This window comes from Neohoeflea coraliihabitans, from assembly GCF_019334345.1.
GTDB classification, from domain to species: Bacteria; Pseudomonadota; Alphaproteobacteria; order Rhizobiales; family Rhizobiaceae; genus Pseudohoeflea; species Pseudohoeflea coraliihabitans.
Genome location: NZ_JAHWQX010000002.1, coordinates 532172 through 544566, shown reverse-complemented (window position 1 = coordinate 544566; position 12395 = coordinate 532172). Strand labels below are relative to the sequence as shown.

The following is a 12395-nucleotide window of genomic DNA, read 5'->3' as shown; positions in this document are numbered from 1 at the left end:
AGCCGCCGCGGAGTGCTCCGCGGCGGCTTGAACCTGTCGGGGGTTGCGAAAAAGTCAGCCGCGCCCCTGGGTGACAATCACCGGGATCAAAAGGTCGCCCCAGTTGCCTTCGCCATGGTGAACGGTCAGTAAGCCAAGTATTCGTCTATGGAGCTAGGACTAAGTGTATTGCTGCCCTGCCTGGGTCTGATTCAGCGGGTGAATTCAACCAATGTTTTCGATGATTTTGTATGGGTAGAGCAGCCGCCCGAGCTTTGCAGGAGTGAGGAAACATTAGTGGCAATGATACCCACCAGTTTTCCGATTGTGATGGCATCCTGAAGAGTCTGTGCCCCCGCTATGAGCAAATGCCAAAGTCGGGACCAGAATGAGCAATGCGGATATAAAAGCGATCGAAAGTTTCATCAGTTATCCTCCTCGTCATGAAAGAAGTATCATACAAGCATATATTATATGTCTTATACAATATTTTTCGTTTTCAATCTGACGTGATGGTCTCAGTGGCAGCTGCGGTCCCTGTCAAAAGCGAATAAGAAGAATCCCTGATGAAAAAGCCGCCGCGGAGTGCTCCGCGGCGGCTTGAACCTGTCGGGGGTTGCGAAAAAGTCAGCCGCGCCCCTGGGTGACAATCACCGGGATCAGAAGATCGCCCCAGTTGCCTTCGCCATGATGGCGTGCCGAGCGGACAAGCTCCACCGACACACCCGCATCCACCGCTTTCATCACGGAGTGGTTGAGGCGATGCAAGTCATTGGCCACCATACGGATTGCGGCCTGCTGGTCTGTGGACATGGCCGATGACTGCTCCTCGGCCCGTTCCTTTACGCGTGTCTGCGGTGCCATGGGAATGCTCCTTCGTTTCTGGCGTTGCAGCGATGCCACGGGGGCAGTGGGCCTGGCCCCCGCAGCAGGTTGGTCTGTTACTCGGCGGCCGGCTTGAATTGCGCCGCTTCCGTCGATTCGCCCATTGCCGTGGTCGATGACTGGCCACCGGTGATGGCCATCGAAACGGCATCGAAATAGCCGGTGCCGACCTCGCGCTGGTGCTTGGTGGCGGTGTAACCATTGGCTTCCGAGGCAAATTCGGCTTCCTGCAGTTCCGAGTAGGCCGCCATCTGCCGGTCCTTGTAGCCGCGCGCCAGCTCGTACATGCCGTGGTTGAGCTGGTGGAAACCGGCCAGGGTAATGAACTGGAACTTGTAGCCCATGGCGCCCAGCTCGCGCTGAAACTTGGCGATCGTCGCGTCGTCGAGGTTCTTTTTCCAGTTGAACGACGGCGAACAGTTGTAGGCCAGCATCTGGTCCGGGAACTCGCGGCGCACACCTTCGGCGAATTTGCGCGCCTGCTCGAGGTCGGGCTTCGACGTCTCGCACCAGATCAAGTCCGCATGCGGCGCATAGGCCTTGGCCCGTTCGATGCAGGAGTCGAGACCGTTCTTGACGTGATAGAAGCCTTCCGCCGTGCGGCCGGCATCATAGTCGACAAATGGCCGGTCGCGCTCATCGATGTCCGAAGTCAGGAGTTTCGCCGCCTCGGCATCCGTGCGGGCGATAACCAGCGTCGGCGTGCCCATCACATCGGCGGCCAGGCGCGCCGCGTCGAGATTGCGCACATGCTGTGCGGTCGGAATGAGAACCTTGCCGCCCAGATGGCCGCACTTTTTCTCCGAAGCCAGCTGATCTTCATAGTGAACGCCGGCAGCGCCCGCTTCGATATAGGCCTTCATCAACTCGAACGCGTTGAGCGGCCCGCCGAAACCGGCTTCCGCATCGGCGACAATCGGAGCGAACCAGGTCTCGACCGACAGCCCGTTGCCTTCCGCTGTCTCGATCTGGTCGGCGCGCTGCAGGGTGCGGTTGATCCGCTTGGCAAGTTCCGGACCGGCATTGGCCGGATAGAGCGACTGGTCCGGATACATGGCTGAGGCTGTATTGGCGTCGGCGGCAACCTGCCAGCCCGACAGGTAGATCGCCTTCAGCCCGGCGCGCACCATCTGCATCGCCTGGTTTCCCGACAGGGCGCCAAGCGCATTGACGAAATCCTCGTTGCGGATGAGATCCCACAGGCGGTTGGCACCGTTTTCGGCCAGCGTATGCCGGATCTGCACCGAGCCGCGCAGCTTTGTGACATCGGCGGCGGAGTACGGCCGCTCGACACCATCGAAACGGCCTGCCGGGGCGCTCGGAACAAGGTTGTAAAAATCAGTCATTGTGTTTCTCCGCGTATGCAATGTTCTGGCAGCTCGCCCCCGAGACCGGATGAGGCGTCTGCGTTGATGTGACAAGATTTACATTGCGCTTGCACAAAGGCCAGAAGAACCCGCGATACTGGGATGAAATTGATGTCATACGGTCTTGTCTTTGACAAAGCGTGGCTGTAAATTTGTAAAAATTGTCAATGACGCTGCGTGATGCTGTCCTCGATGTTTTGTCAAGATTTGTAACGCCCGGAGCCTGCCATGGCTGAACAGAAGATATTTGCTGGTCCGCGCATCCGCCGCATCCGCAACGCACGCGGCCTCACTCAGACCGCGATGGCTGAGGCGCTTGGCATATCGCCGTCCTACCTCAATCTGATCGAGCGCAATCAGCGGCCGCTGACCGTCCAGCTCATCCTCAAGCTGGCCAGCGTCTACAAGGTCGAGCCGGAAGATCTGCAGGGCGAGGGCGGTGCTTCACTGGTTGCGCTGAAGGAAGTCTTTGCCGATCCGCTGCTGGTCGGTGAGCTTCCGGGTGACCAGGAAGTGGTGGAAATTGCCGAGGCAGCCCCAAATGCCGCCGCTGCCGTTGTCAAACTGTACCGCGCCTATCGCGAACAGGCCGAAAGGCTGAGCGATCTGTCGACCCTGCTGGCCGGCGAGGGCCGGGCCGCAGCGCTGCCCGCCACCCGGCTGCCGATCGACGAGGTGCGCCACGTTCTCGAAACCGGTCCCAATCATTTCCCGGAGATCGAGGCGGAAGCGGAGGCTTTTCACGCATTGCTGGCGCCCGGAGACGACCTGATGACGGCCCTCAAGGCGTGGCTGAAAAGCGAACATGGCATCGTTGTGCGCACATTGCCTGTGGCCACAATGCCCAATTGGCGCCGCCGTTATGATCGCCATTCGCATCGCCTGTTCATTTCCGAGCGGCTGTCGCCATATGACCAGCTGCGCGAAGTCGCGATGGAGGCGTCGCTGATCCGCATGCATGTCGCAATCTCTGCGGCGGTTGCCGGCCTCGAATTGGCCAGCGACGAGGCGCGGCGTATCGCCCGGTTCGAGATGGCACGATACGCCGCCCACGCTCTGATGATGCCCTATGGCGCCTTCCTCGCCGCCGCCACCCGTTGCCGCTATGATGTGGATGTGTTGCGCTCACGCTTTGCTGCGTCCTTCGAGCAGGCAGCCAACCGCCTGACCACTCTGGCGCGGGACGGCGCGGCCGGTGTGCCGTTTTTCATGCTCGAGGTCGATGTCGCCGGTCACCGCTTCCGTTGCGCCGGAGCGCAAGGGTTCCCGCGCCAGCGTTTTGGCGGCGAATGCCCGAAACTTTCGCTGCATACCGCCTTCGCCCAGCCGGGCCAGATTTTGGTCGAAGCCGTGGAAATGCCTGGTGGCGCCGCTTTCCTCACGCTTGCCCGAACGCTGGAAGGGCCGCAGGGCGCTTTCGCCGAACGTCCGCGCCGCACCGCATTGCTTCTCGGCTGCGATCTCGCCGCATACAAGGACATTGTGTATGGCGACACGCTCCCGCGGGCGACATTGGAACCTGCGGCCGGCGGCGGTGGCGACATTCGGCCACTGACCGTGCCCATCGGTCCCGCTTGTCGGCTGTGCGAGCGCGCCGGCTGCCTGGCCAGAGCCGAGCCGCCGATCACCCGCCCGCTTGGGTTGGACGAAATGGTGACAGGACTATCAGCCTTCGACTTTCAGTGAATTGGCGGCAGCTGTATTTCCCCGCAAATTATCTGGAGGGCTGCGGATGCACAGCAATTTGCGAGGCCATCGCACGGCGCCCCCTTGTCGCGTTTCGAAAACCTTCCTAGGGTTGCGGCAAGGGTATCGCAGCCGCTTGAAGTGCGCTGCGGTACCACCCTGTTTGCCACCTCGCCGGCAAGGGCACAAAAGCAACCCGTCTCCACCCGCCGCTGGCGGGAGAGATGAAAAGCAACAAAGAGGAACTAGTGATGCATCTGAAGTCCCAACTGATTGCTGCCGCGGCGATGCTCGCCGCTTCGACCGTTCTGGTTCAGGCCCAGGACCGGGTCGTCAACATCTACAACTGGTCCGATTACATCGATGAAGAAATCCTCACGGATTTCACCGAGGAGACCGGCATCGAGGTGGTCTACGACGTCTTCGATTCCAACGAGGTGCTCGAAACCAAACTTCTTGCCGGTGGCACCGGTTACGATATCGTCGTGCCGACAGGCACCTTCCTCGCCAACCAGATCAAGGCGGGGGTGTTCCAGAAGCTCGACAAGTCAAAACTGCCCAATCTGTCGAACATGGATCCGGCGATTTCCAAGCGTCTGGAGAAATATGACCCCGGCAACGAGTATGCGGTCAACTACATGTGGGGCACCACCGGGCTTGGCATCAATGTCGATATGGTCAAGGAGCGTCTCGGCGAGGATGCGGCACTCGACAGCTGGGATCTTCTGTTTGACGCCGACACGGCAGCAAAATTGCAGGATTGCGGCATTCACATGCTGGATGCCCCGACCGAGACCTTCCCGGCGGCCAAGAACTATCTCGGCATGGATCCCGATCTGAAGGACCAGGAATCGCTCGAAAAGGCGCAGGAACTGTTGCTTGAGGTCCGCCCGAACATCCGCAAGTTCCATTCCTCGGAATATATCAACGCTCTGGCCAATGGCGATATCTGCATGGCGATGGGCTGGTCGGGTGATGTCCTGCAGGCCCGCGACCGTGCCGCCGAGGCCGACGCCGGGGTGAATGTGGAGTACATCATCCCCAAGGAAGGCGCTCTGATGTGGTTCGACAACATGGCCATTCCGACCGATGCCGAGCATGTTGAGGAAGCCCATGAATTCCTCAACTACATGATGCGGCCGGAAGTGATGGCGAAGGCGTCGAACTATGTCTACTACGCCAATGGCAACAAGGCATCGATGGAGTTCCTTGACGAAGAGGTCAGCGGCGATCCGGCGATCTATCCGACCGATGAAGCCATGTCGCGGCTCTATACGGTTTCTCCCGAGACCGCCCGCGAGAAGCGTAGCCTGAACCGGCTCTGGACCGAGGTCAAAACCGGTCAGTGACAAGTCAGCCCCGGGCGCAAGCGTCCGGGGCTTTTCCTTCTTCGGAAATCAGTCTCATGAAATCGCTTGGAAATGTACGCCGCTCTTACGCACCCTGGGAAGATCCGGAGGCGAAGCCGTATATCCGCTTTGACAAAATCACCAAGCGCTTCGGCGATTTCATCGCCATCCAGGATCTCTCGCTCGACGTCTACGAGCGGGAGTTCTTTTCCCTTCTAGGACCATCCGGCTGCGGCAAGACCACCTTGCTGCGCATGCTCGCCGGCTTTGAAGAGCCGACTTCCGGCGAGATCTATCTCGATGGTCAGCCGCTCAAGGGCGTGCCGCCCTACAAGCGTCCGGTCAACATGATGTTCCAGTCCTACGCGCTTTTCCCGCACATGTCGGTCGAAGCGAATGTCGCTTTCGGGCTTCGGCAGGAAGGGATGGCGCGCGCAGACATCAAGGAACGTGTCGAGCAGATGCTGAAGCTGGTCAAGCTTGAACGCTTCGCCAAGCGCAAACCGCATCAACTGTCCGGCGGCCAGCGTCAGCGCGTCGCGCTGGCACGATCGGTTGCCAAACGGCCGAAACTGTTGCTGCTTGACGAGCCGCTCGGCGCACTCGACAAGAAGTTGCGCGAGGAAACGCAGTTCGAGCTGATGGATTTGCAGCAGGAACTCGGCCTGACATTCATCATCGTCACGCACGACCAGGACGAGGCGATGACGATGTCAGACCGTATTGCGGTCATGGATGCTGGTGTCGTCAGCCAGATCGGCACTCCGGCTGAAGTCTACGAAGCACCCAATTCCCGCTATGTCGCCGACTTTATTGGGTCGGTGAACCTGTTTGAGGGCACCGTCGCCGGCACGGCAAATGGCACGGTGCGGCTTGCCGGCCCCGATGGCTTCGATATTGAGGTCGCCGATGACCGCGACTTCGCGACCGGCAGCCAGGTGGCACTCGCCATTCGGCCGGAAAAGATCACCCTATCGCGGCACAGGCCTGAATCAGGCAATGCTGCCTCGGGTGAGGCCTGGGAGATCGCCTATATGGGCGACGTGACCAACTATATCGTCAAGCTTGATGGCGGCAAGATGGTGCGTGCCTCGACCCTGAACCGCCAGCGCTCGGTCGACAATCCGATCGGTTATGACGAACAGATCTGGATCTCCTTTGCGCCGGATGGCGGTTCCCTTCTGGACGAGTGAGGCAGGACGGATGGGCAACGCTTTCAGACGCATCACCATCTTCATTCCCTATTTCTGGCTGCTCGTCTTCTTTCTGCTGCCTTTTCTGATCGTCTTCCGCATCTCCCTGTCGATTCTGGAATATGGCAGCCCGCCCTATGTGCCGCAGTTCGATCTTTCTGCCGGCTGGTCCGGTTTCTGGGACAATCTGCGCCTGCTCAACTTCGAGAACTATCAGTTTCTTGCCACCGATGCGCTGTACCGCAATGCCTATATTTCCTCGCTGACCATCGCCTTTTTCTCGACGCTGATGACACTGGCGATCGGCTTTCCGCTGGCCTACGGCATGGCCCGCGCCAGTGAAGGTCTGCGTCCGATCCTCTTGATGCTCGTTATCCTGCCCTTCTGGACCAGCTTTCTGATCCGGGTCTATGCCTGGATCGGCATTCTCAAGCCCGAAGGTCTGCTCAACCAGCTTCTCCTATGGCTGGGCGTGATCGACGCGCCGCTGACCATCCTGAACACCAATACCGCCGTCTATATCGGTATCGTCTATTCCTACCTGCCGTTCATGGTACTGCCGATCTATGCCACGCTTGAAAAGCTCGACTATGCGCTGATCGAGGCGGCCCAGGATCTCGGATGCACGGCGCTCGCCGCTTTCTGGAAAGTGACATTGCGTTTGTCGGTGCCGGGCATCGCCGCCGGTTGCCTGCTGGTCTTCATCCCCGCCGTCGGTGAATTCGTCATTCCCGACCTGCTCGGAGGGTCACGCACGCTGATGATCGGCAAGGTGCTGTGGACCGAGTTCTTCAACAATGGCGATTGGACGATCTCCTCGGCGCTCGCCATGGTGCTGCTCACCGTACTCGTGGTGCCGATCGTGTTGTTTCAGAATGCCCAGGCCAAGGCGACGGAGCGACAGAAATGAGTGGACGCTGGACCCGGTTCAACATCACCTCGGTGGTTCTCGGCTTCGCATTCCTTTATTTGCCGATCGTTCTGCTGGTGATCTTTTCCTTCAATGAATCGCGCCTTGTGACGGTCTGGGCTGGCTTCTCGACGAAGTGGTATCGCGAGCTGTTCAACAACCAGGGCCTTATCAATGCTGCCTGGGTCACGCTTCGGGTTGCTTTCCTTTCGGCCAGCATCGCAACGGTTCTGGGAACATTGGCCGCGCTCGCGTTGGTGCGCTACACCCGTTTCAACGGTCGCACCCTGTTCACCGGCATGGTCTATGCGCCACTGGTCATGCCGGAAGTGATCACCGGGCTGTCGCTGCTCTTGCTGTTTGTCGCCATCGGTTTCGATCGCGGCTTCTGGACCGTGACACTGGCGCATATCACCTTCTCTTTGTGTTTCGTCGCCGTCGTGGTTCAATCGCGCCTGGTCAATTTCGACATGTCGCTCGAGGAGGCTGCGCAGGATCTCGGCTGTCCGCCGTTTCAGGCCTTCTACAAGATCACCTTGCCGGTGATCCTGCCGGCGGTGCTTTCCGGCTGGATGCTGGCCTTCACGCTCTCGCTCGATGATCTCGTCATCGCCTCGTTCAACTCGGGACCAGGCGCGACGACGCTGCCGATGAAGATCTATTCACAGGTGCGCCTTGGCGTCACGCCCGAGATCAATGCGGTCTGCACGATCCTGATTGGCATTGTCGCCATTGGCGTCTTGATCGCTGCCGTCGCCAACAAGCGCCGTGCTGTCCGCCGCCGCCGCGATGAGCAGACAGCCTTCGACGAATTCGCATGACGCACGGCATTACGTTATTGCGCCGCGCTGGGTCGGCGATCGTTGAAGAACGGCGAAATCACCGGCTCCGGCCACGAACCGCCGAGGAAAAAACGCAAAGGCGGTGCTTCATCGCTATCGCCCCCCGTCGTCCCCTCTGAGGCGCTGATATCGACGCTGTCTGCCGCGGGCGCCTCCGAGAGCGTCCCGTCCGCGGTATCCGCGGGTGTTGAGGTCGCACTGGCCAATGTACCGGACACCGCCAGGCTGCCGCGCGTGTAGGGCACGATGCCGCTCAATTGGATGAGCTCGTCCTCGCCGACAATACGTGCTTCGGTGATCTCAGCCTGCCCATTGGCGATACGCGCTGCGAAGCGCGCCGTATGAAAGGCAAAGGAGGAGCCATCGGCCAGTTCGTCAAGACGAAAATACGGCCGGCTCTCCGCCAGCTCCCGCAGGGTTGCGAGGCTCAGATCGGCAATGGCGCCGTCCTGCACGAACATGGAAAAATGACCGGTCATGTCCGTGCTTGTCGTCGCCCAGGCGGGGTAGGGTGTGTGCAGTTGCAGATCGAGCGTTCCGCGCCCGCGCGGCAGCGGGCCGGACAGCCCGCCGGCTTCAAGCAGGGCACCGATATCCACATCGCGCGCCGTCACCTGCAGCGTGCCACCGCCATTGGTCCCGGCTTCGGAGATGGCGATCCGGCCGATCAGGCTGCCACCATAGGCGGTGGCATCACCAAGATCGAAGGTGGCGCGGCCACTGTCGACCCGCGCCGCAGCCGCCAGATTGGTCATGGAGATCGGCCCGAAACGGGCTGACTGCGCCGACAGCCTCAGATCAAGCCCGAGTTCGCGCAAGAAACGCGTGTCGATCGTAGAGGCGATCTCGGCACCGCTATGAGGCAGCGGCGTGAAAGCCGCCAGGAATGATGTGATATCCAGGGAGTTGAACGCCAGCGTTCCGGCGATCACCGGCGGCGCCTCCTCGTCGAGTGTCACGTCGAGCACGCCAATGCCGCGATTCTCATCGATCACGACGATCAGATCATCAAGCTTGGTGACGTTCTCGCTGGTTGTTACCTCCGCCGACAATTGCAGCGCGCCAATAGCTTCGCCAGGCTTGATCTCGGTGCCCGACCATTCAAGCGTGCGACGCACCGACGGGCTCTCGAGGGTCAAGGTGCCGTCCGCAAAAGCCTCGGGGGCCGTGTTGATCTCGCCATCGAATGTGAGGTTCAAAGGCGCCGAACTAATGGACAGTTCGAGCGGCGCGATGCGCTGGCCGAGAATGAGCAGGGGCGCCGATGCGACACCCTCGATGTGCAACTGTTCGCCTCTGAAGATCGCATCGAGATTGGCACGCGCACTCGCCGTCGGCGATGGCCAGGAGATGGTGCCGTTGATGGCGGAGATACGTTCTGTCGGGGCACCGGGATCGCGCGTCCAGTTCAGCGTCCCATCGACCAGCGTGACTGCTCCGATCGCGGCTGATTCCGGAATGGTGATAGCGCTGTCAGCCGACTGTTCACCGTTCTCTGCCGCCTGGCGTTCCACGGCGGCGGCGATGCCGCGTGACAGCGCCCCTTGCCGCGAGGTCCAGTTGGACGATCCGTCCGGATAGATTTCCAGATTGAATGTCGGCCGGATCAGCCGAAACTCCGAGTAGCTCGGCGTACCGAGCGCTGCCGAGAACAGATTGAAGTCTGCGATGATCGAATCCGCACGCATCACCGGATCGCTGTCACCGTTGTTCAGCGGCAGGATGCTGACCTTGTCGAGTTGGATTGTCGGCACCGGCCAGAAGCTCAGCTTCGGGGCATCGCCAAGAGCCACACGGTGCCCGGCCCAGTTGCCGATGTCGCGCTCCAGCTTGTCGCGCATCACATCGCTTGAGACCGCGAAAGCCAGGAGAAGCAGAACAAGGGCCGTCCCGGCCGCCGCCAATCCGGCGATTGCGAAAATTGAGCGGCCGAACCGCCAGCGCCTCAGCATGGGCTCGCCATCATGTTCTCCGGATCTGTTGCGGATCGCTGCACAAACTGGATAAAAGGTCGAACGGCAGATTGCAAACGCGACCAGCACCGGCGGATCAGCCTTTCAGGAGAGCGAAATTGACCCATGATGCTTTGTGGAGCCCCGATGCCGACCGAATTGCCACGAGCGAGTGGATGGCTTTCGCGCGCTTTGCGGGACAGCGCGCCGGTCGCGATCTGAGCGATCCCGACCAGTTGCATGCCTGGTCGATTGATGATCGCGCCGCATTCTGGTCCGCGATCTGGGATTTTACCGGTGTCATCGGGACCAAGGGCGAGACCATCATCGACAATGGCGATGCCATGCCAGGCGCGCGGTTTTTCCCCCAGGCCAAGCTCAACTTTGCCGAGAATCTGCTGCACGGCGCCGATGGGGCGGATGACGATCGTCCCGCACTTCTGTTCCGCGCCGAAGATGCTGCATCGACCCGGATAAGCTGGGGTGAATTGCGCCATCTGGTCTCGCGCCTGCAGCAGGCGTACCGGGCCGGCGGGCTGCAAGCCGGGGATCGCGTCGCCGCGATGATGCCGAACATGCCGGAAACCATCGCACACATGCTTGCGGTCGTTTCGCTCGGTGGCGTCTGGTCGTCCTGCTCGCCGGATTTCGGCATCCAGGGCGTGGTCGACCGCTTCGGACAGATCGAGCCGAAATTCCTGGTTGCCTGCGATGGCTATTGGTACAATGGCAAGCAGCAAGAGGTCGCCGGAAAGCTCGGCCCGATCGCCGCCGCCATCGCTCCCCGGACGACAATTATCGTGCCGCTGCTTGGCTGCGATGAAAGGGTGGCGTCAGACCTGGAAGGTGCCATCACCCAGGCGGAATTCATGGCCGGGCAGGAGCCCCGTCCGCTCACCTTCGAACGCCTGTCTTTCGATCACCCGCTCTATATCCTGTTTTCCTCGGGCACGACGGGCGTGCCCAAATGCATCGTCCATTCCGCCGGCGGCACGCTGTTGCAGCATCTCAAGGAGCATCGCATCCATTGTGGTCTGGTGCCCGGCGAGCGCCTGTTCTATTTCACCACTTGCGGCTGGATGATGTGGAACTGGCTGGTCTCCGGACTGGCTGCCGGCGCAACATTGTGCCTGTATGACGGTTCGCCCTTCTATCCGGACGGCAACGTCCTGTTTGACTATGCCGCCGCGGAACGGTTCGCGGTCTTCGGCACTTCAGCGAAGTTCATCGATGCCGTGCGCAAGGCAGGTCTTGAACCACGGCGCAGCCATGATCTGGCCAGCCTCCGCCTGATGGCTTCGACCGGTTCGCCCCTGTCTCCGGAAGGATTTGATTTTGTGTATGACGGCATCAAGCCGGATCTGCACCTGGCCTCGATCTCGGGCGGCACCGACATCGTCTCCTGCTTTGTTCTCGGCAACCCCGTCAAACCGGTGTGGAAAGGCGAAATTCAGGGTCCCGGACTCGGGATGGCGGTCGATGTCTGGGATGATGAGGGTCGCCCGTTGCGCGGCGAGAAGGGGGAACTCGTTTGTACCAAGCCTTTTCCGGCAATGCCGCTGGGCTTCTGGAACGACGCTGACGGCAGCCGCTATCACGCCGCCTATTTCGAACGTTTTGCCAACACCTGGTGCCATGGCGATTTCGCGCAATGGACCGAGCATGACGGCATCATCATCCATGGCCGCTCCGATGCGACATTGAACCCAGGCGGGGTGCGCATCGGCACCGCCGAAATCTACAATCAGGTGGAAAAGCTCGACGAGGTGCTTGAAGCATTGTGTATCGGCCAGGAGTGGCAGGATGATGTGCGCGTTGTCCTGTTTGTTCGCCTGGCCGAAGGCGCAGAACTGGACGCGGCTTTAGAGCAGAAGATCAGAACCGCAATCCGTACCGGCGCGTCCCCCCGCCACGTGCCGGCGCGCATCGTCGCGGTTGCCGATATTCCGCGCACAAAATCAGGCAAGATCACCGAATTGGCAGTGCGGGACGTTGTTCATGGACGCCCGGTGAAGAATCAGGAAGCATTGGCAAATCCCGGCGCGCTTGAATTGTTCGCCAATCTGCCGATCTTGCAGTCCTGAACGGCGTCGTCAAAGATGAACAAAGTCTTACCAGCCGGGTTAACCACTGCCTGACAAGGACGTCCAATTGTTCAAATGCAACCTGCTCTGGCAATATGTCAGAAAGGTTTACCGAGCATATTCGAATGCAACCGCGGCGCGATTATCC

General features: G+C 60.4%; 10 protein-coding genes. 6 read left to right on the top strand and 4 right to left on the bottom strand.

Annotated features, from left to right (window positions below):
* Positions 1-273: 273 nt before the first annotated feature.
* From KY465_RS18750 to aceA, 3 genes are all read right to left on the bottom strand, one after another.
* Positions 274-405 (bottom strand): YHYH domain-containing protein, encoded by a 132-nt coding sequence (locus KY465_RS18750; protein WP_219201250.1) that lies wholly within the window; start codon positions 403-405, stop codon positions 274-276.
* Between the two features lie 201 nt (positions 406-606).
* Positions 607-843 (bottom strand): SMc00767 family acetate metabolism repressor, encoded by a 237-nt coding sequence (locus tag KY465_RS08560; RefSeq protein WP_219201249.1) that lies wholly within the window; start codon positions 841-843, stop codon positions 607-609.
* Between the two features lie 77 nt (positions 844-920).
* Positions 921-2210, bottom strand: coding sequence for an isocitrate lyase (aceA, locus tag KY465_RS08555; protein WP_219201248.1), 1290 nt, complete (start codon positions 2208-2210; stop codon positions 921-923).
* A 249-nt stretch (positions 2211-2459) separates the two neighbouring features.
* Between aceA and KY465_RS08550 the strand changes: the two genes are divergently transcribed.
* The 5 genes from KY465_RS08550 to KY465_RS08530 all read left to right on the top strand — a co-directional run bounded on the left by KY465_RS08550 (position 2460) and on the right by KY465_RS08530 (position 8190).
* Complete coding sequence (locus KY465_RS08550; protein ID WP_219201247.1) at positions 2460-3917, top strand: helix-turn-helix domain-containing protein; 1458 nt, start codon at positions 2460-2462, stop codon at positions 3915-3917.
* A gap of 251 nt (positions 3918-4168) precedes the next feature.
* A complete protein-coding gene (locus tag KY465_RS08545) occupies positions 4169-5266 on the top strand; it encodes a polyamine ABC transporter substrate-binding protein (protein WP_219201737.1) in 1098 nt (365 codons plus the stop codon).
* A 56-nt stretch (positions 5267-5322) separates the two neighbouring features.
* Positions 5323-6459 carry an ABC transporter ATP-binding protein gene (locus tag KY465_RS08540; protein ID WP_219201246.1) on the top strand — a complete coding sequence of 379 codons (1137 nt, stop codon included), beginning with the start codon at positions 5323-5325 and terminating at the stop codon, positions 6457-6459.
* A gap of 10 nt (positions 6460-6469) precedes the next feature.
* Positions 6470-7369, top strand: a complete 900-nt coding sequence (locus tag KY465_RS08535; protein WP_219201245.1) for an ABC transporter permease subunit — start codon at positions 6470-6472, stop codon at positions 7367-7369.
* Positions 7366-8190 carry an ABC transporter permease gene (locus KY465_RS08530; RefSeq protein WP_219201244.1) on the top strand — a complete coding sequence of 275 codons (825 nt, stop codon included), beginning with the start codon at positions 7366-7368 and terminating at the stop codon, positions 8188-8190. Before KY465_RS08535 ends, KY465_RS08530 begins: the two co-directional genes overlap by 4 nt.
* Positions 8191-8204: 14 nt before the next feature.
* Here KY465_RS08530 and KY465_RS08525 read toward each other — a convergent pair whose 3' ends face one another.
* Positions 8205-10163, bottom strand: coding sequence for an AsmA family protein (locus KY465_RS08525; RefSeq protein ID WP_219201243.1), 1959 nt, complete (start codon positions 10161-10163; stop codon positions 8205-8207).
* A 176-nt stretch (positions 10164-10339) separates the two neighbouring features.
* On the opposite strand from KY465_RS08525, the gene KY465_RS08520 reads away from it, so the two are divergent.
* The gene (locus tag KY465_RS08520) at positions 10340-12247 is read left to right on the top strand and encodes an acetoacetate--CoA ligase (protein WP_428982990.1); all 1908 of its coding nucleotides are present in this window, start codon (positions 10340-10342) and stop codon (positions 12245-12247) included.
* Positions 12248-12395: the final 148 nt, after the last annotated feature.